The following is a 25150-nucleotide window of genomic DNA, read 5'->3' as shown; positions in this document are numbered from 1 at the left end:
ATGACAATGACATCCCCGACCGTTTCCATGGCGGACAAAGTTGCCCTGATCGACAGCCTCTGCGCCAAGGCGCGGATCCTGCCGGTAATCACCATCGCTCGCGAACAGGACGTCCTGCCACTGGCCGACGCTTTGGCCGCTGGTGGCCTGACTGCCCTGGAAGTGACGCTGCGTTCGCAGTTCGGTCTCAGGGCGATCCAGATTCTGCGAGAGCAGCGTCCGGAACTGATGACCGGTGCCGGCACTGTGCTGGATCGCAACATGCTCGCTGCTGCCGAAGCAGCCGGCTCGCAGTTCATCGTCACCCCCGGCATCACCCGTGACCTGCTCGAAGCCAGCGTCGACAGCCCGATCCCGCTGTTGCCAGGCATCAGCAACGCGTCCGGCATCATGGAAGGCTATGGCCTGGGGTATCGTCGCTTCAAGCTGTTCCCGGCGGAAGTCAGCGGTGGCGTTGCGGCCATCAAGGCCCTCGGCGGCCCGTTCGGTGAAGTGAAATTCTGCCCGACCGGCGGCGTCAGCCCGGCCAACATCAAGAGCTACATGGCGTTGAAAAACGTGATGTGCGTGGGCGGTAGCTGGATGCTTGATCCGGAGTGGATCAAGAACGGCGACTGGGCCCGGATTCAGGAATGCACCGCCGAGGCATTGGCGCTGCTGGACTGATCGGCTTTTACCAAACACTTCGTTGTGTGTTCTACGGCTTTACGGTGCGCTTGGTCGGTGCACCGTTTTTTTTTGCCCGCAAAAAACCTGTGGGAGCGATACATAGTTACCGCATCTCGTCGTTCAACCAGCGCTAACCTGCGTTCATCTTATGGAAGAGAGAACGTCATGGACGACTACACCTCAGTTGCACCCACCCCCCCGGTTTACCTGCTGTCTCCCGAGCAAATCGCCGGCCCGTATTTCCGTAATCCGAAACTGATCCGACGCAACATCAGCGAAAGCGCCGATGGTATTCCCCTGGTGCTGCGCCTGGCGATTGTCGATGCCATGACCGGTCAGCCCGTGACCGGTGCCTTGGTTGATATCTGGCATTGCAATGCGCGAGGTGCCTATTCGGGCTGGAGCAAGATCAACCCGGACAAGGAGGTCGATGTCGGTGACATCGGCTCGGTCCCTCGCACTGATGACGACACCTATCTGCGTGGCGGGCAATTCACCGATAAAAAAGGCGTGGTGCGGTTTACCACTATCTATCCGGGGTTCTATGCCGGTCGTGCCTTGCACATCCATGTCGCTGTGCGCATCACGTCCGGCAACAATTTTCTCGACGAGCGGCACGTCGCCTGGGTCGGCCAGCTCTACTTTCCCGAACCCGCCTCGCGTTCGGTGCTCAACACTCGGGAGTACTGCGGTCGATCTGCCTCAGCGCTGACCAACGAGGAGGACTTTTACTACAAGCACCAAGGGGGCGACGCCTCGACCTTGAATATTCACACACTCGGTAGAGACTCGAACGAAGACGGCTTTTTCGGCCACACGACCATCGGAATCGACACGTTCGCCGCTTCGACGCACATCAGACCGGAGGACTTCGACAGGTACACGGTCTGACGTCAGCGCAACTCGGACAGTGCTCGGGCCAGCAAATCCACCTCGGCAGCGGTGGTCGTGAGCCCCGGTGTAATCCGAATGCAGGGCCCACTCGCCGCACCGCTGCGGACCACGGTGAACAGGTTGTAGTCGTTGAGCAGTCGCTCGACCATCGCATGTTGATCGGCATGCCGGGTAAAACGCATCGAGGTAATGCCGCAATACAGTCGCGGGTCATCGGGAGTCATGACATCGATCCCCGGTAACTCGCGAACCGCGTTGACCCATCGGTTGCGCAGGTAGTTGAGCCGTGTGCTCTTGGCGGCGACGCCGCCCATGGCCAGATGCTCCTCGAACACCAGCGGCAGCGTCAGCAGTGCCGGGATGTTCGGCGTGCTGTACGGCGTGCGGGCGCGAATATCGGTGACCGGGAAATGCATCTCGCCCATGTCCGGGTCGATGTCGGCCAGGCGCTCAGGGGCGATGTAGATAAAGCCCAGCGTGAGCGGGGCGCCGATCCATTTGTGCAGGTTGAAGCCGGCGAAAGAGATGCCCAGCTCATCCAGATTGAACTCGATCTGGCCGAGGGCGTGGGCGCCATCGAGGATCACGTCGATGCCGTGCTCCTTCGCGGCAGCAGCAATGGCCTGCACCGGCATGACCAATCCGGTGCGATGGGTGACGTGGGTCAGGGCCATCAGTTTGAGCTTTGGATAACGCTCGAACGCGTCGCGATAGGTGGTCAGCAAGCTGTCGAAACTCGCCGGGTGCGCGTGGTCGATTTCGATCACTTCGACGCCGCGATGCCGCGCCAGCCATCGCATTGCGCCTTTCACCGTGTCGTACTCCAGGTCGCAAATCAGCACCTGATCGCCCGGTTGCAGGCGATTGTAGTTGCGGATCAGTGATTGCAGGCCGTCCGAAGCGTTGCGGGTGAGGGCCACGGCTTCGGCGGGAACATCGATCAGGCTGGCGAGCTGTGCCCGGATCTCAAGGCTCTCGACCTGTTCAAAACGCTGGCGCACATGCACCGAGTTGCTGCGGTTGATCAGCTCGATGTTGCGCTGATACTCCTCGACGACGGTGCGCGACATGCGCCCGAAATAACCGTTTTCCAGGTTGATGGGCCCGGGTTCGACTGCGTAGCGGTCGGCAAAGGTCTTCCAGAAGTGTTCATCACGGGCGCGACGGGTGTTATCGGGCATGAGCTACTCGGTTCTTGATTGCGATTTCAGTGGCGCGGGGCCGGTTTGCCGTGTTTGGCGCGCAGTGGTTCGAGCAGGTCCGACAGACCGTTATGGTCGATCTCCTGCATCAGGGCCAGTAAACCGCCCAGTTCGCCATGGGGGAAACCTTCTCGGGCGAACCAGTTCAAGTATTGGCCGGGCAGGTCGGCAATGATCCGACCCTTGTATTTGCCGAAGGGCATTTCGCGGGTGATCAACAGTTCGAGCTTTTCAGGGTTCATCTATCGGTCGTCTTGATTCATCAGGCTGGAAAAATACAGGCATTCTGCATGCAGGCCAATTGACAGTTCATGCAAAAAAAGCGGATACAGATTTTTGATTTAAAACTAAGTATTTGAAATATAAGGAATAAATTATCAATTCAAAGCTGGCATGCAGGGTGCAATAGCTATTACATCTTTCATCAACCCGCAAGGAATTGAAAAATGACCGACATGAATAAAGAAGCGATCTCTGTACTCAACGACCTGATTGAAACCAGCAAAGACGGTCAGGAAGGGTTCAAGACTTGCGCTGAAGATATCAAACACCCTGAACTCAAAACCCTGTTCGTGCAACGCTCCAATGACTGCGCCACCGCAGCTGCCGAACTCCAGAGCGCCGTGCGCTCAATGGGTGGCGATCCGGAAACTTCCACCAGTGTCAGCGGTGACCTGCACCGTCGCTGGGTCGACGTGAAAGCCGTGTTCACCGGCAAGGATGAAGAAGCCGTGCTGAACGAAGCCGAACGCGGCGAAGACCATGCGCTGAAGGCTTACAAAGAAGCCATCGAGAAAATCAACAAGCACAACCTGGTGGGCATTCGTGACTTGGTTGAACGTCAATATCATGGCGTGCAACGCAATCACGATCAGGTAAAAGCCCTGCGTAACCAGGCTCGCGCTCGCTCTTAAGCATTCGTAGCCTGTCAAAAACGCCAGCCAGTCTGGCGTTTTTTTGTGCCTGGGAATTAACACTGGACGGGCGATAGATAGCTAGCTAATAATTTGTTTTTCAAGTGACTTCAGTGAACCCGGCTATCGTTAAAAACGTCCCTTCAAGAGTCTTCTACGTGCCTATCACTTTGCAGGCCTTGTTTGCGCCTGACCGCCGCGCCCTCCAGTTCGCGATCAAGACCTTGATCGGCGGCGGCCTGGCCCTGTGGCTGGCGTTGCGCTGGGGCCTGGAGCAACCGGCCTGGGCGCTGATGACCGCGTTCATCGTCGCTCAACCGTTGTCCGGAATGGTGGTGCAGAAGGGGTTGGCGCGGCTGCTCGGCACGCTGGTCGGAACGATCATGTCGGTGGTGTTCATGGGGGTATTCGCCCAGACACCCTGGCTGTTTCTACTGGCATTGGCGCTGTGGCTCGGGTTGTGTACGGCGAGTTCGACGCTGTTGCGCAGCGCGTGGTCCTATTCTTTTGTGCTGGCCGGTTACACGGTGGCGATCATCGCGTTGCCGGCCATTACCCATCCGCTGACGGTGTTCGATCAAGCCGTCGCGCGTTGCACGGAAATCTGTCTGGGCATCCTCTGCGCCACGGCGGCAAGCGCCTTGATTTGGCCGATGCGGGTCGAGCGGCAACTGGCGGATCAGGCGCAAGCCGCCTGGAACAGCGGGATGAATGCAGCGCGTGCCACCCTGGCCGGCGATGCTCAGGCGCGTAAAGGCCTGCTGGAAATCCTTGGACGAATTGTCGCCGTCGATGCCCAGCGCGAACATGCCTGGTTTGAGGGTGGCCTCGGTCGGCAGCGCGCACGAGCCATCAGCGGTTTGAGCCAGAAACTCTTGATGCTGCTGCGCATCGCCCGTTCGGTGCGCCGCCAGTGGAAGCAATTGGAACCGCAGGAAGCCGAGCAACTGCAGCCCTGGATGACCGAGGTTCAGGCCGCCCTCAGCGGTGCCGATTCCGCGACCCTGCAAGCGTTGCGGCCGAGGTTGCTTGATGCTTCCCACGATCCACACATCAGCTCCGCGCAGAGTTATTGCCTGGCCCGTTTCACCTTGCTGCTCGATACCGCGATGGCGGCCACTGCGGCGTTGAAAGCGGTGGAGGAGGGGCGCGAAACGGTCGATCCGCCACGCACCCTGACGCCGCACCGCGACCTGTCATTGGCGTTGGTGTTCGGTGCGCGCAGTGCCTTGGCGTTTCTGGTGGTGTCGTGCTTCTGGCTGGCGACTGCCTGGCCCGCCGCCTCGGGCGCCCTGGTGCTGACGTGTGTGGTGTGCAGCCTGTTTGCCAGCCGCGAGAACGGTGCGCAGATCGGCATGAGTTTCATGCGGGGTATTTTTCTGGCGATCCCGACGGCGTTTTTCGTCGGGCAGATTTTGCTGCCGCAATGGAGCGGTTTTGCGTTGCTCTGCATGGGCATGGGCGTGCCGTTGTTTTTCGGTGCGCTGGGCATGGCCAAGCCGCAGATCGGCGCCACGGCCACTTCGTTCTGTCTGCACTTTATCGTGCTGGTGTCGCCGCTGAACGCGATGAAATTCGACGTCGCCACGTTCTTCAACAGCGCCCAGGCGATGGTGGTCGGTGTCGGCGCGGCGGTGCTGGCGTTCCACTTGCTGATCCTGCGTAACCCGGCGTGGCATGGCCGGCGCTTGCTGGCGGCGACCCTCGATGATCTGGTGCGGCTGACCCGACGCAATCTGCGCGGTGCCGAAAGCTGGTTTGGTGGACGCATGGCCGACCGTCTGCTGCAACTGGCGCGGCACTACCCCGAGTTGCCGGAACCGGCGCGCAGTCGCTGGGATGACGGCTTGCTCGGCCTCGATATCGGCGATGAATTGCTGCATCTGCGTTTGAGCCTGGCAGTGGCGCAAGTGCCAGTCAGTGCGCCTCAACGGCGATATCTCGAACAGTTGGAAAAAGTCCTCGAACAAGGTCCTGCAGGCAGCTGCGCCGATGCGTTGGAACAGCCCAGCGAAGACTTTCTGAAAACCTTGTACGCGTTGCCGCCCAGCGATGCCGTGAAACTGGCCCAAGGCGCCGTGCTGCAATTGCAAAGCAGCTGGCGCGCCTGGTGCCGTCAACAGGAGCAAAGCCATGGGCTTGCGTGAATGGTCGGTGGGCGGCGTGCTGCTCAGTCCGTTTCTGATTTATGTGCTGCTCGCGCTGCTCGTCACCGGAGCCTTGCGCATGCTGTTGCGCCTGACGCCGGTCGGCCGCTGGATCTGGCACGAAGCATTGTTTGATTGCGCCTTGTACGTCTGTGTATTGACCCTGATCACCGTCGTCCTCGGACCTTTATAAGGAGTAAAAAATGCGTACCCCCGTACGTGTCGCGGTAACCCTGTGCCTGGTGGCGGTGGCGATCTTTGCCGGCTTCCATTTGTGGCAGTACTACATGCTCACGCCCTGGACCCGGGATGCGCGGATCCGCGCCGACGTGGTGGTGATCGCCCCGGACGTCTCGGGTTGGGTGCGTGAGCTCAAGGCGTTCGATAACCAGCCGGTCAAGGCCGGCGATCTGTTGCTGAGCATTGATCGTGACCGTTTCGAAGCGGCGCTGGAGAAAGCCCAGGCGGTGGTGCAGACCCGTCAGCAGCAGCTCAATCTGCGCGAACGCGAAGCCAGTCGGCGCGCCAGTCTCGGGCCACAAGCGATCAGCGCCGAACTGCGCGAGAACGCGCAAATCAACGCCGGCATCGCCCGTGGTGAACTGCGTGAAGCCCAGGCGGAAGCCAAGGTCGCGGAACTCAATCTGGCGCGCAGCCAGGTCCATGCGCCTCGCAGCGGCCACATCACCAACCTGCGTCTGGCCCAAGGCAATTACGTGAATGCCGGGCAACCAGTGATGGCGTTGATCGATGATTCGACTTTTTATGTGCAGGCGTATTTCGAGGAAACCAAGTTGCCGCGGATTCGGGTGGGCGATCCGGTGAAGGTCTGGTTAATGAGCGCCGGCGAAGCGCTGGACGGGCATGTGGAAAGCATCAGCCGCGGGATTACCGATCGTAATACCACCCCGGACGGGCAGTTGCTGGCGGAGGTCGAACCGACGTTCAACTGGGTGAGGCTGGCACAGCGGATTCCGGTGCGGATCAAGATTGATAAGTTGCCGGAAGGGATGAACTTGAGTTCGGGGATGACGGCGAGTGTGCAGGTTGAGGAGGGTGAGCGGTCGCGGTGAGTTTTAGATCGATGCCTGATTTTAAGAACCACCCCTCACCCCAGCCCTCTCCCCAGAGGAGAGAGGGGGAAAGGGAGTCGATCGGGGGCTTTTCAGAGCCTGAGTTCGACTCGAACTCCCAGGTCGATGTAACCCGAAAGTACACCTCGGTAGGTCCCCTCTACCCCTTGGGGAGAGGGTTAGGGTGAGGGGTGGATTCAGCTGACCCCCCCCTCCCCAAATCAGCCGATGCTGATCGCCGGCAGGGTAGTCAACGCTACGGTCTGCTGCTTGCGCGGCGCCAGAATCTCGGCCTCGCCATCCACCACCAATTCGTCGCGCTGGTTAAACACGCGAGTCGCAATCCGCACACGAAACTTCGGCAGTTTCTCGAGGATTTCCAGACGCACGGTCAGGGTGTCGCCAATCTTCACCGGCTTCTGAAAGCTCATCTGCTGACCGATATAAATAGTGCCCGGCCCAGGCAACTCGCACGCCACGGCCGCGCTGATCAGCGCACCGCTGAACATGCCGTGGGCGATACGTTCTTTGAACATGGTGCCAGCGGCGTATTCGGCGTCCAGGTGCACCGGGTTGTGATCACCCGACATCGCGGCGAACAACTGAATGTCGCGCTCTTCGACCGTCTTGCTGTAGCTGGCGGTCTGGCCTACTTCGAGGGCTTCGTAAGGGGTGTTGGTAACCTGGGTCATCTGTTTCAATTCCTGTCACGAATAAATAAATTCACAAAAAAACTATTCTGATCTGGGTGGCCGGCGGTGGCTCAGCGCCTGGGCGATCCAGTTCAACACGTCATCGATCACTTCATCGCGGTTGCTCTCGTTGAACAGTTCATGCCGTGCCTGCGGGTAAATAGTCAGTTGCAGGTTCTGGCTGCCGGCCGCGCGTAGCGCATCGGCCAGATCGTTCAGACGCTTGCCTTCGCTCACCGGATCACATTCACCGCCAATCACCAGCAGCGGCAGGCCCGGATCAATCTGAGCGAGATTGGACGCTTTGCTGATTTGCTGCAAGCCGCCGAGCAAATCGATCCACAGCTGATTGGTGCAACGAAAGCCGCAGAGCGGGTCGCTGGCGTACAGATCAACCTCCGCCGGGTCACGACTGAGCCAGTCGAACCGCGTGCGCACCGGTTTGAATTTCTTGTTGAACGAGCCGAATGACAGCCACTCGATCAGCGCACTGCGACCCTTGCCGCCCTGGCGCAGGCGTTCGAGCCGGGCGATTTGTCGCGCCGCGCGATAAAGCGCGATGGGCTGGAAGTTCGAACCGCTGAGGACCGCGCCATGCAGGCTGGCGCTGTGATGCAGCAGATAGGCCTGGGCGATGTAGCTGCCCATGCTGTGGCCGAGCAGCACGATCGGCACGCCTGGATGTTGCTGGCCGATGTGCTGGTTGAGGCTGGCCAGGTCGCCGACCACTTTGCACCAGCCATCGTCATCGGCGAAATGGCCGAGTGTCCCGTTTTCGGCAGTTTTGCCATGTCCACGCAAGTCCGGCGCGTAGACGCCGTAACCCTGCCCGCAGAATTTCTCCGCCAGGCGGGCGTAGCGACCACTGTGTTCGGCCATGCCATGGGCCAGCAGGATCACCGCTTTCAAAGGCGGATCGGGCAGCCACTGGTTGACGAAGAGGCGGCTGCGGTCACTCGCGGTCAGCCAGAAAGTGTCGTGGATCATGGCGATTCCTTTGCATGGATGGGTCACAGGCACGATGCATTGTATAGCGCATCCTTTCGCTCCCGTCTGATCAGGCCACGCTGCTGCAGCAAGATTCACACGGTCAATGACGCCCGTTGGCATATTTGCCTGATTGGCCATAGCTGCTAGTGTCCGTGAAGCCCCGCTCTTCGCTCTTTGTGTTGAAGAAGACAGAAAAGCGGCCCGGATAGGCTCAGGTAAAGAGGACAAGAACAATGCAACCTGATTTCTGGAATGACAAACGCCCGGCAGGCGTGCCCCTGGATATTGACCTTGGGGCCTATAAGTCGGTGCTTGAGGTGTTCGAGCGTTCCTGCAAGAAATTCGCTGATCGCCCCGCTTTCAGCAACATGGGCGTGACCCTGACCTACGCCGAACTGGAACGCTACAGCCTGGCGTTCGCCGGTTACCTGCAAGCCCACACCGATCTGGTGCCGGGGGATCGCATCGCGGTGCAGATGCCCAACGTCCTGCATTACCCTATTGCCGTATTCGGTGCGTTGCGCGCCGGGCTGATCGTGGTCAACACCAACCCGCTGTACACCGCGCGGGAGATGCGTCATCAGTTCAAGGACTCCGGTGCCCGGGCGCTGGTGTACCTGAACATGTTCGGGCAGAAGGTCCAGGAAGTGCTGCCCGACACCGACATCCAATACCTGATCGAAGCGAAGATGGGCGACCTGATGCCCAGCGCCAAGGGCTGGCTGGTCAACACCCTGGTCAGCAAGGTCAAGAAGATGGTCCCGGCCTATTCCTTGCCGCAGGCGATTTCCTTCAAGAGCGCGTTGCGTCTGGGCCGTGGCCTGGGCATCAAGCCGCTGAAAGTCAGTCTCGATGACATCGCCGTGTTGCAATACACCGGCGGCACCACCGGCCTGGCCAAGGGTGCGATGCTGACCCACGGCAACCTCGTGGCCAACATGCAGCAGGCGCGGGCGTGCCTCGGGCAGTTCGGCAGCGACGGTCAGCCGTTGCTGCGCGAAGGTCAGGAAGTGATGATCGCGCCGCTGCCGCTGTACCACATCTATGCCTTCACGGCGAACTGCATGTGCATGATGGTGACCGGCAACCACAACGTGCTGATCACCAATCCTCGCGACATCGGCGGCTTCATCAAGGAGCTGAAGAAATGGCGGTTCTCGGCGTTGCTGGGGCTGAACACGCTGTTCGTAGCGCTGATGGATCACCCGGATTTCAAGACCCTGGATTTCTCCAGCCTCAAACTCACCAACTCCGGCGGCACCGCGCTGGTCAAGGCCACCGCAGAGCGCTGGGAACAGCTCACCGGTTGCCGCATCACCGAAGGTTACGGCCTGACCGAAACTTCACCAGTGGCCTGCACCAACCCGTACGGCGACAAATCGCGGATCGGCACGGTCGGCCTGCCGGTGCCGGGCACCACGCTGAAAGTGATCAACGATGAAGGCGTCGAGCAGCCTTTGGGCGAACGCGGCGAACTGTGCATCAAGGGCCCGCAGATCATGAAGGGCTACTGGCAGAAACCGGAAGCCACTGCCGAAGTGCTGGATGCCGAGGGCTGGTTCAAGTCCGGCGACATCGCGGTGATCGACCCGGACGGTTTTGTGCGCATCGTCGATCGCAAGAAAGACATGATCATCGTCTCGGGTTTCAACGTGTACCCCAACGAAATCGAAGACATCGTCATGGCTCATCCGAAAGTTGCCAACTGCGCAGTGATCGGCGTGCCGGACGAGCGTTCGGGGGAGGCGGTGAAGTTGTTTGTGGTGGCCCGCGAGTCGGGGGTCAGCCTTGAAGAGCTGAAGGCGTACTGCAAGGAAAACTTCACGGCGTACAAAGTGCCCAAGCACATTGTGTTGCGTGAGTCGTTGCCGATGACGCCAGTCGGGAAAATTCTGCGGCGGGAGTTGCGGGATATTGCATAGGCGTTGAATGGCCGCGCTTTGCGCGGTTCGCGGGCAAGCCGCGCTCCCACAAGGTCATCGCTGATCCTGTGGGAGCGGGCTTGCCCGCGATGCTTTTAAAGGGAAGGCCCCGAAATACGGGGCTTTTCAGGGTTGTATAGAATCTTTGCTCTAAAATGACCGCTAGTAATTCTTGAGTCACAATTGTGACCATAGAGGCCGCTTTTGGCTCTAGTCGACCCTTGGCAAAGCTGCTACTCTCGGCGCGCTTTGTGACTTCTCGGGCTTATAAAAGCGCTAGATTCACCGACAAACACACACCAATAATAATCGCATCAAATGCGGTGCTGAATTCGCGTTGCTGAGGAGTGGGCTTCCATGAACGAAGACTTTTGGAAGGATAAGTACCCTGCCGGGATTGCTGCCGAGATCAATCCAGACGAGTATCCGAATATTCAGGCAGTGTTGAAACGATCCTGCCAGCGCTTCGCCGACAAACCGGCATTCAGCAACCTGGGCAAGACAATCACCTACGGTGAACTGTACGAATTGTCCGGTGCCTTTGCCGCTTACCTGCAACAGCATACCGACTTGCAGCCTGGCGATCGAATCGCCGTGCAACTGCCCAACGTGTTGCAGTACCCGGTAGCCGTATTCGGTGCCATTCGCGCCGGGCTGATCGTGGTCAACACCAACCCGTTGTACACCGCGCGGGAAATGGAACACCAGTTCAACGACTCCGGTGCCAAAGCCTTGGTCTGCCTGGCCAACATGGCGCATCTGGCCGAGATCGTGGTGCCGAAAACCGGCGTCAAGCACGTGATCGTCACCGAAGTGGCCGACCTGCTGCCACCGCTCAAGCGCCTGCTGGTCAACAGCGTCATCAAGTACGTGAAGAAGATGGTCCCGGCGTATCACTTGCCCAAGGCCATCAAGTTCAACGACGTGTTGAGCAAGGGCCACGGCCAGCCAGTGGCGGAAGCCAACCCGGCCAGCAGCGACGTTGCCGTCCTGCAATACACCGGCGGCACCACCGGCGTGGCCAAGGGCGCGATGCTGACCCATCGCAACCTCGTGGCGAACATGCTGCAGTGCAAGGCGCTGATGGGGTCCAACCTCAATGAAGGTTGCGAGATCCTGATCACACCGCTGCCGCTGTACCACATCTATGCCTTCACCTTTCATTGCATGGCGATGATGCTGATCGGCAACCACAACATCCTGATCAGCAACCCGCGCGACTTGACGGCGATGGTCAAGGAACTGTCGAAGTGGAAGTTCAGCGGCTTCGTCGGCCTCAATACCTTGTTCGTGGCGCTGTGCAACAACGAAGGCTTCCGCAAGCTGGATTTCTCCGCACTGAAAGTCACCCTGTCCGGCGGCATGGCCCTGCAACTGGCCGCGGCCGAGCGTTGGAAAGCGGTCACCGGTTGCGCCATCTGCGAAGGTTACGGCATGACCGAAACCAGCCCGGTGGCCACTGTGAACCCGATCCAGCACATCCAGATCGGCACCATCGGTATTCCGGTTCCGTCCACCGTGTGCAAAGTCATCAACGATGCCGGCGTCGAGCAGCCGTTAGGCGAAATCGGCGAACTGTGTGTGAAAGGTCCGCAAGTGATGAAGGGCTACTGGCAGCGTCAGGACGCCACCGATGAAATGCTCGACAGCGAAGGCTGGTTGAAGACCGGTGACATCGCGGTGATTCAGCCGGACGGCTACATGCGCATCGTCGATCGCAAGAAAGACATGATCCTGGTGTCCGGTTTCAACGTTTATCCGAACGAACTGGAAGACGTGCTCGCGACCCTGCCGGGCGTGCTGCAATGCGCTGCCATCGGCGTGCCGGACGAGAAGTCGGGCGAAGCGATCAAGATTTTCATCGTGGCCAAACCAGGTGTGACGTTGACCAAGGAGCAGGTGATGGAGCACATGCGTGCGAACGTGACCGGCTACAAGGTCCCGCGCTCCGTGGAGTTCCGCGACGCGTTGCCGACCACCAACGTCGGCAAGATCCTGCGCCGCGAATTGCGCGACGAAGAGCTGAAAAAGCTCAACGCCAAGAAAGTCAGCGCGTAACCCACAAAAAGCCCCGCAGATGCGGGGTTTTTTGTTTATGGCGATGTCAGAAGTGCTTTATGTGCTCAGGGGATTTATCTGTGGCGAGGGGATTTATCCCCGTCGGGTCGCGCAGCGGCCCCAAAAACCTGCAACCGCATTTCAGCAGGAACACCGCGTTCACCGGATTTACGACTGCTGTGCAGCCGGACGGGGATAAATCCCCTCGCCACAGGTACTCAGTGTTATTTACAGGCGGAACGGCGCGAAATTGACGTTAGTGCCCGCCGGGCGCATGTCTTGCAGGTACGAATCCTTGTCCGCGCTCAGTTCCAGGCTCAAAGCGGCTTTACGCTTGCCTTCGTTGCGCACCACCAGGCCTTCGAGCTTCTCGCGCAGGAACACCGTCGGCACTTTCAGGTGCAGCAGTTCGTCGGTATCCGGCGTGTGCATCAGCAGGTGAACCCATTCGTACTGACCAATGGCCAGGCGCGCCACCGGGATATCGAACCACCAGATGTTGCGGTTGCGGTTCAGTTCGGTGAAATGGCAGTTGTTGACGCCAAGCACAGCACCGCCAAGTTCCTGGTTTCTGCGGGCAATGGCCTGCTTTTTATCGAGTTTCATAACATTCCTACGGGATTGGATCTTCAGCGCCATGGCCTGAATACGTTGCGCATTCTCGGGGGTTGGTCGGCAAACATAAAGCCCAACCTGCGCTGAACGATGAAATGCGTGACTGAAAATAAATGAAACTCCGTGCAAATGCCCCGGGTCAATCTTTGTGTAACGACTTTTTCCGTTGAATTGTTCACAGGAGAAACACCATGAGCAGCACTGGCGATAAAGTAAAAGGCATGGCCAACGAAGCCGCCGGCAACGTCAAGCAAGGCGTCGGCAAGGCCACCGGTAACGACAAAATGCGCGCCGAAGGCGTCGTGCAGGAAAGGAAAGGCGAGGCCCAGCAAGCGGTGGGCAAGGCCAAGGACGCGATCAAGAAAGGCGTCGACAAGGCGTGATTCGGCCTTTGACGAGCAACATGAACGGCCATCCACGGATGGCCGTTTTTGTGTCAGCCTGAACTTGCACACGGAAATTGTTTCAAAGTCGCCAAGTAGGCTACTTTGATGTAGAAAACGGCCCCTGAGTCGCCTCGACTTCAACCCAATCTTGCGGCGAAAGGAGACGCTAATGTTTTTCCCTCACATGAAAGGCTTGCGCCTGCACCGTGTCATGGTGCGCACGGTCACCGAGTTCGTCGACGACGAGATGTCGACCTATGCCTCGGCATTGGCCTATCAAATGCTGTTTTCGCTGTTCCCCTTCATTCTTTTTCTCATCGCGCTGATCGGTTTCCTGCACCTGCCGGACTTCTTCTCCTGGCTGCGCCTGCAATCCGAGCTGGTCCTGCCGCCCCAGGCGCTGGAACAGGTGAACCCGGTGATCGACCAACTCCAGCAGTCCAAGGGTGGCTTGCTGTCGATTGGTATCGTGATTGCCCTGTGGACCGCGTCCGCCGGCGTGCGGCTGATGATGAGCGCGATGAACGCCGCCTACGACGTGGTCGAAGGCCGGCCCGCGTGGAAGCGCTTTCCGCTGTCGATTATCTACACGGTGGGCATCGCCGGAATGCTGCTGATCGCCGCCGCACTCATGGTGCTCGGGCCACAACTGATGGGCTGGATTGCTGCGCAAGTGGGCATGGAAGATTTCATCGTGACCCTGTGGACCATCGTTCGTTGGCCCGTGGTGGTGATTTTGCTGATGGTCGCCGTGGCGCTGATTTATTACGTCATGCCCGACGTCAAGCAGGAGTTTCGTTTTATCACCCCGGGCTCGGTGCTGGCGGTGGTGGTGTGGATCCTCGCTTCCGTGGGCTTTGGCCTGTACGTCAAGGAGTTCGCCAACTACAACGCCATGTATGGCAGTATCGGCGCGATCATCGTGCTGTTGCTCTATTTCTATATTTCCGCGGCGGTGTTGTTGCTCGGCGCGGAGATGAATGCGGTGATCGAACACATGTCGACCGAGGGCAAGAATGATGGCGAAAAAGTCCCCGGTGAACTCGACCACCAACCCAAACACCACGTTTCGGGGTTGGGTCGGGATCACTCGATCAAGACCCCCACTGACGAAGTCACCAAATGATCCGTGAAATCCTGAAAATGGGCGATGAGCGCCTGCTGCGCATCGCCCCGCCGGTTCCGGCTGAGATGTTCGACAGCCCTGAGCTGTGGCAACTGATCGACGACATGTTCCAGACCATGGAAAGCGTCGGCGGTGTTGGCCTGGCTGCGCCGCAGATCGGTGTTGATCTGCAGCTGGTTATCTTTGGGTTCGAGCACAGCGAACGCTACCCGGACGCTGAAGCAGTGCCGCAGACCATCCTGATCAATCCGCTGATCACGCCGTTGAGCCCGGTGATGGAGGAGGGCTTTGAAGGCTGTCTGTCAGTGCCCGGCCTGCGTGGGGCGGTGGATCGTTATCAGCAGATTCGCTACGAAGGTTTTGATCCCAAGGGCCAGGCGATTGTGCGGATTGCCGAGGGATTCCATGCGCGGGTGGTACAGCATGAATGCGATCACCTGATCGGCCGGCTGTACCCGTCGCGGATCACCGACTTCAGCAAATTCGGGTTCACCGAAGTGATGTTCCCGGAGCTTGACCCTAACGCCGACGACTAAGCTTTGGACACCGCAAGACCTTGTGGGAGCGGGCTTGCCCGCGATAGCAATCTGTCAGACAACATCCGTGTTGAATGTACAGGCCTCATCGCGGGCAAGCCCGCTCCCACTCTATGATCTTCAAAAGGCTGGCGTGAGTTACCTGGCTGGATCCAGGCCCATGGCAATCATCGGTTTGCTGCGCGCGTAACGGCTCAGGCGTTCGATCATGGCGTAGGGCATGTGCGGATCGAAGGAAAATCCTCGGCGTTCATAAAAGCCTCGCAAGTCCGGGTGGCAGAACAGCCAGACCGGTTGGTCGAGACCGCGCACCGCTTCGGCGATCAACCCCGCCGCGATCCCCTGTCCCCGACAGGCCGGATCGATGAACAACCCCGTTAACCAATGCCCCCCCGAGACCGGCCGCAGACACAGCGCGCCAATGATCTCGTCGCGCCGGGCGACCCACAGCTGAGCATCACGGACGGCTTTCATCGACGATTGGTGGGCGCGATAAAACTTGTTCATCAGCGGCCATAACGGCTCGGCGAGCAGGGTGTACTGGGTGTCGGGCATGGGTTTGATCTGTCGGTGCGCAAAGCGGACGATTATAAAAGAACGCGCGGCCGGGGATAGGTGTATACCTGATCTCACATCCCGTATGAGTGGAGTACGTATCATGGCCAAAGGCATGGATTCAAAAAAAGCGGCAAAGAAGAAACCGGCGAAAACCGCCGATGAAAAGCGCGCAGACAAGAAGGCCAAGAAGGTGGATGTGTTCGGTCATTGATCCCGCTTTAATCGATCGTTCCCACGCTCTGGGAACGATCACCAAATAATCTGCAAGATTTCCCTGCGCCATTGCACAGAGGGGGACTGGTCCCCGATCTGAGCAACGCCATGCCCCATTACTTCGATGCCGCCCACCGAGAGGAAATCGAAACCCTGCGCCAACGCCTGACCGCTCGCACCGAGTGGCCGACCTGGCTGTTGCTGGTCGGCGTGTATGCCGGCTGGTTCGGCATCGTGCTGGCGAGTGACCGTTTGGGGCTGTGGTGGAGCACGTTTTTGCTGATCCCGTTGGTGGTGCTCTGGTTGTCGGTGCAACACGAATTGCTTCACGGGCATCCCACTCGTTGGACATCGCTGAACAAAGTCCTCGGCTACGCCCCGTTCGCCGTCTGGTATCCCTACACCCTGTACCGCGACAGCCATTTGCTGCATCACCGCGACGAAGACCTGACCTTGCCCGGTCTCGACCCGGAAAGCCGTTACCTGACGGCCGAGCAGTGGCAGGGCCGTTCACTGTTTGAGCAAGGCCTGCACTGGCTGAACAAAACCGTGCTCGGGCGCTTCATGCTCGGCGCGCCGCTGGCCCTGCTGGCACTGGCGAAAGAAGAACTGCAGCGGCTGATCCACGGTGAGCGGCAGGCGTGGTTGATGTGGCTGACCCACGGCGGGCTGACCCTGCTGATGCTGGTGTTCATCGCGCGCTACAGTGTGCTGCCGGTCTGGCATTACCTGTTGCTGATCAGCGTGCCGGCGCTGTCGATTGCGATGATTCGCTCCTACTATGAACACCGCCCACACGCCGCACCCGAACAACGCACCGTGCTCAACGAAGCGGCCTGGCCGTGGCGCTGGCTGTTCCTGAACCTGAATTTTCACTTGGTGCATCACGACTTGCCGGGCCTGCCCTGGTACGACTTGCCACGCGCCTACCACGCGCGTCGCGAGCAATGGCTGGCGCGCAGCGGCGGGTTTCTGGTGCGGGGTTATGGGCAGTTGTGGCGGGAGAATGGCGTGAAAGCCATCGATAGCCCGAGGCATCCGTTCCACTGATTGCGAATGAGGTCCCCTGTGGGCGAGCCTGCTCGCGATGGGGCCATTAAAATTCAACATTGATGTTGCCTGACACACCGCCATCGCGAGCAGGCTCGCTCCCACAGGGGATTATCGTTGTATGGGAAGATTTCGATGACACAACACCTCGCTGAACTCCTGATGTACGTCGCCCCCGAGCCGATCCGCGCGGCGAACGAACGCTGGCTCTCGCGCATCCTCGATCACCTGGGCCATTCCCGTTTGAGTGCCGAAGGCCTGTCGCTGCCCGAACTCTGGTTATCGCCGGATGTGCTGCTGACCCAAACCTGCGGCTACCCGCTGATGACCACCTTGCGCGGCAAAGTCCGGGTCATCGGTCGGCCGCGCTATGAACTTCCCGACAGCGATGGCGGCAACCATTGCAGCCTGCTGCTGAGCCGCGCCGATGACCCACGGCGAACCTTGCTTGAGTTGCGCGGCAGTCGCGGGGTGATCAATGGCCAAGACTCCAACAGCGGCATGAACCTGTTGCGGCACCGACTGGCGCCACTGCATCGCGACGGACAGTTCTTTTCCAGTGTCGCCATCAGCGGCAGCCACCGCGAAAGTCTGCGCTGGCTGCGCGAAGGGCTTGCAGACCTGGCGGCCATCGACAGTGTGACCTTCGCCTACCTGGCGGGGCATGCCGACAAAGAGGTCGCGGGCCTGCGCGTCGTGGCCCGCAGTGCGTTCAGCCCGACGTTGCCGTACATCACGGCGGCGACGCTGACCGATGAACAGGTTGAAGCGCTTCGGCAGGTGATGAACACCTCATTGCATGAGTTGCCCGATGTCGCGCAAATCCTCGGCCTGCAGGAAGTGTTGCCGGCCACCGAGAACGACTATCAAGTCATTCTCGACTATGAGCAGGAGGCTGAAGCGTTGGGGTATGGGCGATTGCGGTAGGGGGAACGAAAAGAACGCAGCCTCGTTTCACTCGACAGCTGCTACGGGAGATTGGTGTCCATCTGTAGCAGCTGTCGAGTGAAACGAGGCTGCGTTCTGTCAACTGCTTAATGCATTAATAGAATATAAAAATACTTTTTAAGTATTATTAAAGAATAAGGCGCCTTGCTAGGATCTCGCCACCGGATCACCGGACATTCAGCGAACCCTAACCCTTGGAGCCTCTATGTCCGGCACCGACGCATCCCATCAAAACAACGTAGGCGGATTGTTCCGCGCTCATTACCCGTGGCTGTGCGCACGCTTGCGCCGACATCTGGGCACCAACGCCAGCGTCGAAGACATCGCCGCTGAAACCTTCGTACAGTTGCTCGAGTCGCCAGCGCTGACACCCATCCGCGAACCTCGCGCCTTGCTCACCACCATCGCCCGTCGCCTGGTGTATCAGCTCTGGCGTCGCCGCGATCTGGAGCGCCAACACCTGGAACAACTGCAGCAGGCCGACCTTGTCGGTGGGCGCTCGCCTGAGGATTTGCTGCAGTTATCCCAAACCCTGAAGAGCCTGGACCGCGCCCTCGACCGCTTACCGGGCAAGGTCAGGGCGACGTTCCTGATGTCCCGTGTCGACGGCCTGACCTACCCGCAAATCGCCGCCGAGCTGGGTATTTCCCAACGCTCGGTCAGCGTTTACATGACCCGCACCCACGCCTTGTGCGCCCAGCACAGCGCCAATCAACACTTGACCCAGAGGTCCGCATGAGATCAATCAAAACCCTGCTCGGCAGTTCGCTGCTGGCCCTGAGCCTGGTGGCCAGCCACGTTCCGGCAGCCGAAAAAACCGCCCCGATTCACTTCGGTGACATCACTTGGGAGAGCGGGAGCCTGATCACCGAAATCCTGCGACTGATCGTCGAGAAGGGTTACGGCTACCCGACCGATACCTTGCCGGGCAGCACCGTCAGCCTCGAAGCGGCGTTGGCCAAGAACGACATTCAAGTGATCGGTGAAGAGTGGGCCGGGCGTAGTCCGGCGTGGGTCAAGGCCTCAGCCGAGGGCAAGGTGTTTGGTGTGGGCGACACGGTCAAGGGCGCCACCGAAGGTTGGTGGGTGCCGGAATACGTAATCAAGGGCGACCCCGAGCGCGGTATCAAACCGTTGGCTCCTGAACTGAAATCCGTTGCCGACCTGGCCCGTTACAAGGACGTGTTCCGTGACCCGGAAGACCCGAGTCGCGGACGTTTCCTCAACAGCCCGACCGGCTGGACCTCGGAGATCGTCAACAGTCAGAAACTCAAGGCCTATGACCTGACCGCCAGCTACGTCAACTTCCGCACCGGCTCCGGCGCGGCGCTGGATGCCGAAGTCGCTTCGTCGATCCGCCGCGGCAAACCGGTGCTGTTCTACTACTGGTCGCCGACGCCGCTGTTGGGCCGTTTCAAACTGGTGAAGCTCGACGAGCCGCCGTTCGATGCCGAAGCCTGGAAGACCTTGGCCGATGCGAAAAATCCAAACCCTAAAGGTACGCGCTCGATGCCGGCGAGCCTGGCGATTGGCGTCTCGGCGCCTTTCAAGGCGCAGTACCCGGACCTGGTGGCGTTCTTTGAAAAGGTCGATTTCCCGATTGATCTGCTGAACCAGACGCTGGGGCAGATGAGTGAAAAACGCCAGCAACCGCGTCAGGTGGCCGAGGCATTTTTGCGCGATCAGCCGCAGATCTGGAAAGCCTGGGTGCCGGAAGAAGTGGCGACGAAGGTGAGCGTGAGTTTGTAGTGGTTACCTGATGTTTTTGCGGTGCATGAGCTACCGCATTCGCGAGCAAGCCCGCTCCCACAGGGGCCTCCTGTGCACACAATATTTGTGAACACCCGAAATCACCTGTGGGAGCGGGCTTGCTCGCGAAGGGCTTCAGACCGATACCGATTCACCCGCCAACGCCGCCTTGACGGCTGGCCTCTGGTCAATCCTGGCCTGAAACCGCACCAAGGCCGGCCACTGGCCCAGATCAATCGCAAACAGTGGTGCCCAACGCAGTACCGTAAACAAATACGCATCAACCACGCTGAAATCACCCATCAAATACTCCTGGCGCTCCAGCGTCTCGCTCAGCACTGCCAACCGCTTGAACAACTTCGCCTTGATCAGCGCTTTCACCTCATCTGGAAACCCGGCATTAAACAGCCAGCCCAGGCCACCATGAATCTCGGTCGAGACAAAGTTCAGCCACTCCTGCAACCGCACCCGCTCGAACGTGTCGATCAGCGGCGCCAGGTTTGCCTCGGGGCGCAGGTTCGCCAGGTATTGCAGGATCGCCGGGCCTTCGGTCAGCACCTCGCCGTTCTCCAGTTGTAACGCTGCGACGTAACCCTTGGGGTTGATCGCCAGGAAGTCATCACCCGCGACAGTGGTCTTGGTGCGGTTATCGACGCGAATCAATTCGAACGGCAAATCCAGTTCACGAAGCACAATGTGCGGCGCCAGCGAGCAGGCGTTCGGGGCGTAATACAACTTCATCGGCAGGGCTCTGGTGAGGGATTTGCGCCAGTGTCATAGTGCGCGGCACCCTCGGTAAAATTAATCTTTCAGAGCGCTGCCATAAGGAAAGCTACTGCCATGATGAATCTGATGCACTGGCGAATGGTGGTGGCGGTGGCGGACACCGGCAACATCACCCGGGCCGCCGAGCGGGTCGGCATGACCCAGTCCGGTGCCAGCCAGGCATTGGCGTTGATCGAGGACACCCTCGGCGTTCAGCTGTTCAGCCGGGAGAATCGCCAGACCCTGCCGACAGCCATCGGCCTGCCGGTCATCGAGCAGGCGCGCATGATGCTTGGCGCCCTGGAAAACATTCGCAGCACCGTCGATGCCGCCAAAGATATCCAGCGTGGGACTATCCGCCTCGCCAGTTTTCCCATGGTGCTGGCGACTTTTCTTCCGCCGCTGTTGCGCCGGTTCAATCGCCTGTATCCCGGCATCCAGGTGGTGGCGCTGGAAGTTAGCGACGATGAAGTGGAAGCCCTGCTAGGGGCCGGGCTGGTCGATGTCGGCGTAGTGTTGAACCCGCCGCCCGAGCGCAATGCCGGACGGTTGGGGCGCGATGCGTGGATGGCGGTGCTGCCCGGCGGGCATCCGCTGGCCCGCCGTTCGAACGAGGAGGGCGTGACACTTGCGGAGTTGGCTGAACAGCCTTTTGTGCTGGCCACGGGCGGTTGCTCAACCAACGCACGAAGCCTCGCCGCCGAGGCTGGTTTGCAGTTGAGTGATGTGCGGGTCGAGGTCCGTGAATGGAGCAGCGCGTTCACGCTTGTGCGCGAAAACATCGGTGTCACCCTGGTGCCGGAAATGACCTTGCCGGGCAATCGCCAAGGCCTGCGCGTGGTGCCCGTGCATCCGCGAATCCATCGCGAGTTCGCCCTGGTGGCCGCCCCCGATAAAAAAACCTCGCCAGCGGTGCAGGCATTGCTGGACATGCTCGCTGAACCGATTTTGTCCTCAATACTGGCCGACTAGTGGCCTTGCGTCCCTGAAGTGGCTGGCTAAGCTGACTCGTAGCTAATCATGTCGCTCGCCATTTGAAGAGGGCGCAGCAAGAGTGCCCAAACCAAGGCACCGACACGGAGCAACAAGGAGCTGTGCGGTTAAGGGAATGACTTATTAAAACATCAGGGCTGGCCCGGTCCCGGGCTATCAAGAGAAGGATGTCTTGATAAGAGCGTTGCTACATGGACTCTCCGATTGAACATCATTGATCACCTGACACTTCCTCCCGTAGAGGAACGCGTGTGCCTGTTCCATGGAACGATGTGGCGGATTCGTTGAAAGGCCAAAGAACTTTCATCATTCAAAAGAGCGCGCTAAAGGTGATACGACCATGTTTAACCTACATCACAAGGCTGACCTGCTGGAAATCGAACGCTACAGCGGCGCGTTGAGCGAAGCCAATGCCAAGTTGGCGGCTGTCAGCCGTTCGATGGCGATGATTGAATTCACTCCCGACGGTATCGTGCTTGAGGCCAACGACAACTTCTGCAGCGTGATGGGTTACAGCGCCGACGAAGTGCGCGGCAAACATCACCGGATCTTTTGCGAAGAAACGTATTACCGCAGCGACGCTTACGCGAAGTTGTGGCGAGACCTGGCCCGTGGCGAACCGGTCAGCGGCACCTTTTTACGGCTAAACAAGAAAGGCAAAGAGATCTGGCTTGAAGCCAGTTACATGCCGGTGTTCGGTCCCGACCGCCAAGTGAAAAGCGTGATCAAAGTCGCCACTGACATCTCCGCCCGGGTTTACAAGGAACATGAAGAAGAGAGCATGCTCGACGCGATCGGTCGCTCCATGGCGGTGATCGAATTCACCCCGGAAGGCAAAGTCATCGCAGCCAATGAAAACTTCCTCAAGACGATGCATTACTCGCTCAACGAAGTGGTGGGTCAGCACCACAGCCTGTTTTGTCACCGCGCCGAAGCCGAGTCGCAGGCTTACAAGGCGTTCTGGGCGTCACTCAATCGCGGCGAATATCACTCGCACCGTTTCGAGCGCAAAGACAAATACGGCCATACGGTTTTTCTCGAAGCCTCTTACAACCCTTTGTTCGACGCCAAGGGCCGGCTATACAAAGTGGTGAAGTTTGCCAGTGACATCACCCAGCAAGTGACCACTCTGCAAACCGCTGCTGAGTCGGCGCACAGCACGTCGGTGCAAAACGATGCCTGTGCGCAGAAAGGTTCTCAGGTGGTGCAGCAAACCGTGCAGATCATTCAGGACATTTCCCGGGATCTGAACGAGGCCGCGCTCAGCATCGATGCGGTGAGCAAACAGTCCGACATCATCGGCAGCATCGTACAGACCATCCGCGGCATCGCCGACCAGACCAACTTGCTGGCGCTCAACGCGGCCATCGAAGCGGCTCGGGCCGGCGAGCACGGGCGCGGTTTTGCGGTAGTGGCCGATGAAGTACGCAGCCTCGCGGCACGCACGAGCCAGGCGACGCTGGAGATCGTCGACGTGGTGCGCAGGAACCACGATCTGTCGTTGAGCGCGGTATCGAGCATGCAGTCGAGCTTGAGCCGAACCGGACTTGGGGTGGAACTGGCGAATGAAGCGGGGGAGGTGATTCTGGAGATACAGCAAGGGTCGCGACATGTGGTGGATGCGATAAGTCAGTTCAGTTCGACCTTGCAGATAAACTGATTCGCGCAAACAACACGGCCCCTGTAGGAGCTGTCGAGTGAAACGAGGCTGCGATCTTTTGATCTTGCTTCTAAAAGATCAAGGTCAAAAGATCGCAGCCTCGTTTCACTCGACAGCTCATACACGGGTCGCGTTGTTCCAGCTGTTAAAGCGAAGCAAGAAACTTGTCGACCACCTGGCTGCTGCCTTTTTCACTGCTGGCGTTTTCTTTCTCGGCCTGCGCCAGTTTGATCTTGTCCTCCATGCGCTCGGCCATCTCTTTAGCAATCGCCTGCTGTTTCTCCGGCGGCATTTGCTCCACTTCTTCTTTCGTCAAACCCATCTCTTCCAGAATGGCGTCTTGCATGCGCTCTTCCGGGGTTTTGCTCATGTATTCCTTGAAGGCATCCGTGGCTAATTGAGTCTCGACTGGAAGTTTGGCGGACGAGGCTTGCAGTCCCACGCGGGTTTTCGCGAAGGCTTCATCCACGTTGTCGCTGATTCTGCTCGCCTCACTGACTTGCTGCGTGGCGTTTTGGGTGGCCGATTGCTCTATCTGCGCAGCTTTCGCCTGAACGTTGCTTTGCAACGTTTGCAGCATCGCCCCCTGAAGTCCGTCAGCGGCTTCGGCGGTCGAGTTCTTCCCCGGCCGCTTGGACAAGGGGATCATTTGTATTTGTTTTTCACTGACCAACATAGTGAGTCGACCTTGTAGGTGTTTGTGGTGCAGTGTGTTGAGCAAATAGTATGCCTATATAAAAAATACTATATGTGTCAGCTAGTTACATGTTTTTCGAGGCGGGCGGCGCAGGTTTTGCGGTTAACCTTTGCCGCCCGGCGGCAAGCAGCATTGGCATCAAGGCAAACCATTGCAGCCGTATTTGAGGAAGCCCGGACGTTGTGCCAGTCGTTGAAAATACTCGTCGATGGCCGGGTAGTCGGGCCGCTCCATCGGCGTCATCAACCAGCGGTTGACGGACAGTCCGATGACGATGTCGGCCAGGGTGAAACGTGGGCCGGCGACATACGCTTTGGTGGTCGTGAGCTGGTGCTCGAGGATGCCCATCTTCTGGTTCCAGCCACGTACACCGGCGGCAATGTGATGCGGATCCTGAAACTCCGGATCCTTGCGCACCAATGCCGTGAACGCGTAGCTCCATGAGGCATTGAGTTCGGTGGCTTGCCAGTCCATCCACTGCTCGACCCGAGCGCGCGCGGCCGGGTCGTGCGGTAACAGCTCGGTGTTGTGGTGCTTGCCGGCCAGATAGCGGCAGATGGTGTTGGACTCCCACAGCACGCCCGCGTCGTCGATGATCACCGGCACCTGGGCATTGGGATTGAGCCGGAGAAACTCCGGCGTGTGGGTGGACGCATAACCGCCGCCCCAGTCCTCACGTTCGTAAGCAACAGCCAGTTCCTCACAGGTCCACAGGACCTTTCTGACGTTGATGGATGACGCTTTGCCGAGGATTTTCAGTGCATGTTCCATTGAGCTACTCCGTTAGCGATTCGACGCTTCAGGAATCTGACAGACCTTGCGTGGTTTTCAAACCGGATCCGGCAATGCCGAGGCCGGCAACCCAAAGGTGCGATCAAACAGCCAGTTGAACGCGAAGGTGTAGCACGGGATGAAAATGATCAGCGCCAAGTCCAGCAGGAAGGCCTGCACCAGGCTGATGTTCATCCACCAGGCGATCAGCGGGATGAGAAACACTATCAAGGTTAGTTGAAATCCCACAGCGTGGGCGACGCGCCGTTTAACGGTGCGGGTGCGCGATGGCTGGCGGCTTTCCCAGCGTTCGAACAACGAGGTGTAGATGAAATTCCAGGTCACCGCGATGGTGGTGATGATGACTGCCAATGGGCCAGTGCTGCCCGGCGAGGTGCCTGACAACAGGGCCAGGCCCAGTGCCGAAATCGTCATGCCGATGACTTCGTACAGCGACACGTAGACCAGTTTGCGTTTAACGCCTTGCATGCAGATTTGCCTCTTTTTTGCGAACTTGAAGCC

The 25150-nt window shown here is 59.1% G+C and carries 27 protein-coding genes and 1 pseudogene; 18 read left to right on the top strand and 10 right to left on the bottom strand.

Annotated features, from left to right (window positions below):
- A complete protein-coding gene (locus ACA053_RS22260; protein ID WP_497393724.1) occupies window positions 1–666 on the top strand; it encodes a bifunctional 4-hydroxy-2-oxoglutarate aldolase/2-dehydro-3-deoxy-phosphogluconate aldolase in 666 nt (221 codons plus the stop codon).
- Between the two features lie 168 nt (window positions 667–834).
- Window positions 835–1560 carry an intradiol ring-cleavage dioxygenase gene (locus ACA053_RS22255; protein WP_497393723.1) on the top strand — a complete coding sequence of 242 codons (726 nt, stop codon included), beginning with the start codon at window positions 835–837 and terminating at the stop codon, window positions 1558–1560.
- Between the two features lie 2 nt (window positions 1561–1562).
- Here the strand turns inward: ACA053_RS22255 and ACA053_RS22250 are convergent, their stop codons facing one another.
- Together ACA053_RS22250 and ACA053_RS22245 are read right to left on the bottom strand one after the other, a co-directional pair.
- Window positions 1563–2744 (bottom strand): aminotransferase class V-fold PLP-dependent enzyme, encoded by a 1182-nt coding sequence (locus tag ACA053_RS22250; RefSeq protein WP_497393722.1) that lies wholly within the window; start codon window positions 2742–2744, stop codon window positions 1563–1565.
- A 26-nt stretch (window positions 2745–2770) separates the two neighbouring features.
- The gene (locus ACA053_RS22245) at window positions 2771–3007 is read right to left on the bottom strand and encodes a DUF3820 family protein (protein ID WP_010457368.1); all 237 of its coding nucleotides are present in this window, start codon (window positions 3005–3007) and stop codon (window positions 2771–2773) included.
- 204 nt (window positions 3008–3211) lie between these two features.
- Between ACA053_RS22245 and ACA053_RS22240 the strand changes: the two genes are divergently transcribed.
- From ACA053_RS22240 to ACA053_RS22225, 4 genes are all read left to right on the top strand, one after another.
- Window positions 3212–3679 (top strand): ferritin-like domain-containing protein, encoded by a 468-nt coding sequence (locus ACA053_RS22240; protein WP_497313189.1) that lies wholly within the window; start codon window positions 3212–3214, stop codon window positions 3677–3679.
- A 158-nt stretch (window positions 3680–3837) separates the two neighbouring features.
- Window positions 3838–5826, top strand: a complete 1989-nt coding sequence (locus ACA053_RS22235; RefSeq protein ID WP_109634221.1) for an FUSC family protein — start codon at window positions 3838–3840, stop codon at window positions 5824–5826.
- The gene (locus ACA053_RS22230; protein WP_008151119.1) at window positions 5813–6019 is read left to right on the top strand and encodes a DUF1656 domain-containing protein; all 207 of its coding nucleotides are present in this window, start codon (window positions 5813–5815) and stop codon (window positions 6017–6019) included. Before ACA053_RS22235 ends, ACA053_RS22230 begins: the two co-directional genes overlap by 14 nt.
- Window positions 6020–6029: 10 nt before the next feature.
- On the top strand, window positions 6030–6899 hold the full coding sequence (locus tag ACA053_RS22225) for an efflux RND transporter periplasmic adaptor subunit (protein WP_497313185.1): 870 nt from the start codon (window positions 6030–6032) through the stop codon (window positions 6897–6899).
- 221 nt (window positions 6900–7120) lie between these two features.
- Here ACA053_RS22225 and ACA053_RS22220 read toward each other — a convergent pair whose 3' ends face one another.
- The gene (locus ACA053_RS22220; RefSeq protein WP_109634218.1) at window positions 7121–7591 is read right to left on the bottom strand and encodes a MaoC family dehydratase; all 471 of its coding nucleotides are present in this window, start codon (window positions 7589–7591) and stop codon (window positions 7121–7123) included.
- Window positions 7592–7633: 42 nt separating this feature from the next.
- Window positions 7634–8578, bottom strand: coding sequence for an alpha/beta hydrolase (locus tag ACA053_RS22215; RefSeq protein WP_497393721.1), 945 nt, complete (start codon window positions 8576–8578; stop codon window positions 7634–7636).
- A gap of 236 nt (window positions 8579–8814) precedes the next feature.
- Between ACA053_RS22215 and fadD2 the strand changes: the two genes are divergently transcribed.
- Together fadD2 and fadD1 are read left to right on the top strand one after the other, a co-directional pair.
- Window positions 8815–10503: a long-chain-fatty-acid--CoA ligase FadD2 gene (gene fadD2, locus ACA053_RS22210; protein ID WP_497313181.1), complete on the top strand. Its 1689-nt coding sequence runs from the start codon at window positions 8815–8817 to the stop codon at window positions 10501–10503.
- Window positions 10504–10860: 357 nt separating this feature from the next.
- Window positions 10861–12561 carry a long-chain-fatty-acid--CoA ligase FadD1 gene (fadD1, locus tag ACA053_RS22205; protein ID WP_109634213.1) on the top strand — a complete coding sequence of 567 codons (1701 nt, stop codon included), beginning with the start codon at window positions 10861–10863 and terminating at the stop codon, window positions 12559–12561.
- Window positions 12562–12789: 228 nt separating this feature from the next.
- On the opposite strand, the gene ACA053_RS22200 is transcribed toward fadD1, so the two are convergent.
- Window positions 12790–13167 (bottom strand): hypothetical protein, encoded by a 378-nt coding sequence (locus ACA053_RS22200; protein ID WP_109634211.1) that lies wholly within the window; start codon window positions 13165–13167, stop codon window positions 12790–12792.
- A 200-nt stretch (window positions 13168–13367) separates the two neighbouring features.
- Here ACA053_RS22200 and ACA053_RS22195 point away from each other — a divergent pair, with 200 nt between their 5' ends.
- The 3 genes from ACA053_RS22195 (at window position 13368) to def (ending at window position 15224) form a co-directional block, all read left to right on the top strand.
- Complete coding sequence (locus tag ACA053_RS22195) at window positions 13368–13559, top strand: CsbD family protein (RefSeq protein ID WP_010457349.1); 192 nt, start codon at window positions 13368–13370, stop codon at window positions 13557–13559.
- A 172-nt stretch (window positions 13560–13731) separates the two neighbouring features.
- Window positions 13732–14688, top strand: a complete 957-nt coding sequence (locus tag ACA053_RS22190; RefSeq protein ID WP_497393720.1) for a YihY/virulence factor BrkB family protein — start codon at window positions 13732–13734, stop codon at window positions 14686–14688.
- On the top strand, window positions 14685–15224 hold the full coding sequence (def, locus tag ACA053_RS22185) for a peptide deformylase (RefSeq protein WP_497393719.1): 540 nt from the start codon (window positions 14685–14687) through the stop codon (window positions 15222–15224). Before ACA053_RS22190 ends, def begins: the two co-directional genes overlap by 4 nt.
- Window positions 15225–15362: 138 nt before the next feature.
- Here the strand turns inward: def and ACA053_RS22180 are convergent, their stop codons facing one another.
- Entirely contained in the window at window positions 15363–15779 is a 417-nt protein-coding gene (locus ACA053_RS22180; RefSeq protein WP_497313175.1) for a GNAT family N-acetyltransferase, read from the bottom strand.
- Window positions 15780–16103: 324 nt separating this feature from the next.
- Between ACA053_RS22180 and ACA053_RS22175 the strand changes: the two genes are divergently transcribed.
- The 4 genes from ACA053_RS22175 (at window position 16104) to ACA053_RS22160 (ending at window position 19742) form a co-directional block, all read left to right on the top strand.
- On the top strand, window positions 16104–17045 hold the full coding sequence (locus ACA053_RS22175; protein WP_497393717.1) for a fatty acid desaturase: 942 nt from the start codon (window positions 16104–16106) through the stop codon (window positions 17043–17045).
- A 135-nt stretch (window positions 17046–17180) separates the two neighbouring features.
- Window positions 17181–17972, top strand: a complete 792-nt coding sequence (locus tag ACA053_RS22170) for a phosphate/phosphite/phosphonate ABC transporter substrate-binding protein (RefSeq protein WP_497393716.1) — start codon at window positions 17181–17183, stop codon at window positions 17970–17972.
- A 226-nt stretch (window positions 17973–18198) separates the two neighbouring features.
- Entirely contained in the window at window positions 18199–18732 is a 534-nt protein-coding gene (locus ACA053_RS22165; RefSeq protein WP_497393715.1) for a sigma-70 family RNA polymerase sigma factor, read from the top strand.
- Entirely contained in the window at window positions 18729–19742 is a 1014-nt protein-coding gene (locus ACA053_RS22160) for an ABC transporter substrate-binding protein (protein WP_109634199.1), read from the top strand. The genes ACA053_RS22165 and ACA053_RS22160 overlap by 4 nt, the downstream gene beginning before the upstream one ends.
- A gap of 135 nt (window positions 19743–19877) precedes the next feature.
- Here the strand turns inward: ACA053_RS22160 and gstA are convergent, their stop codons facing one another.
- Complete coding sequence (gene gstA, locus ACA053_RS22155; RefSeq protein ID WP_497393713.1) at window positions 19878–20483, bottom strand: glutathione transferase GstA; 606 nt, start codon at window positions 20481–20483, stop codon at window positions 19878–19880.
- A gap of 99 nt (window positions 20484–20582) precedes the next feature.
- Between gstA and ACA053_RS22150 the strand changes: the two genes are divergently transcribed.
- From ACA053_RS22150 to ACA053_RS22140, 3 genes and pseudogenes are all read left to right on the top strand, one after another.
- Complete coding sequence (locus ACA053_RS22150; protein ID WP_109634196.1) at window positions 20583–21479, top strand: LysR family transcriptional regulator; 897 nt, start codon at window positions 20583–20585, stop codon at window positions 21477–21479.
- A gap of 283 nt (window positions 21480–21762) precedes the next feature.
- Window positions 21763–22617, top strand: a pseudogene (locus tag ACA053_RS22145) (PAS domain-containing protein); the annotation flags it as partial.
- Complete coding sequence (locus ACA053_RS22140; RefSeq protein WP_497318334.1) at window positions 22591–23160, top strand: methyl-accepting chemotaxis protein; 570 nt, start codon at window positions 22591–22593, stop codon at window positions 23158–23160. The pseudogene ACA053_RS22145 and the gene ACA053_RS22140, both read left to right, overlap by 27 nt.
- Window positions 23161–23305: 145 nt before the next feature.
- On the opposite strand, the gene ACA053_RS22135 is transcribed toward ACA053_RS22140, so the two are convergent.
- From ACA053_RS22135 to ACA053_RS22125, 3 genes are all read right to left on the bottom strand, one after another.
- The gene (locus ACA053_RS22135) at window positions 23306–23836 is read right to left on the bottom strand and encodes a hypothetical protein (RefSeq protein ID WP_497318332.1); all 531 of its coding nucleotides are present in this window, start codon (window positions 23834–23836) and stop codon (window positions 23306–23308) included.
- Between the two features lie 159 nt (window positions 23837–23995).
- Window positions 23996–24628, bottom strand: coding sequence for a glutathione S-transferase family protein (locus tag ACA053_RS22130; protein WP_497313169.1), 633 nt, complete (start codon window positions 24626–24628; stop codon window positions 23996–23998).
- 57 nt (window positions 24629–24685) lie between these two features.
- Window positions 24686–25117, bottom strand: a complete 432-nt coding sequence (locus tag ACA053_RS22125; RefSeq protein WP_497393712.1) for a PACE efflux transporter — start codon at window positions 25115–25117, stop codon at window positions 24686–24688.
- Between the last annotated feature and the right edge of the window lie 33 nt (window positions 25118–25150).

The sequence above is a fragment of the Pseudomonas sp. LBUM1672 genome (genome assembly GCF_059695655.1).
The sequence above is the reverse complement of the archived record's forward strand: the minus strand, read 5'-3'. Positions and strand labels throughout refer to the sequence as shown.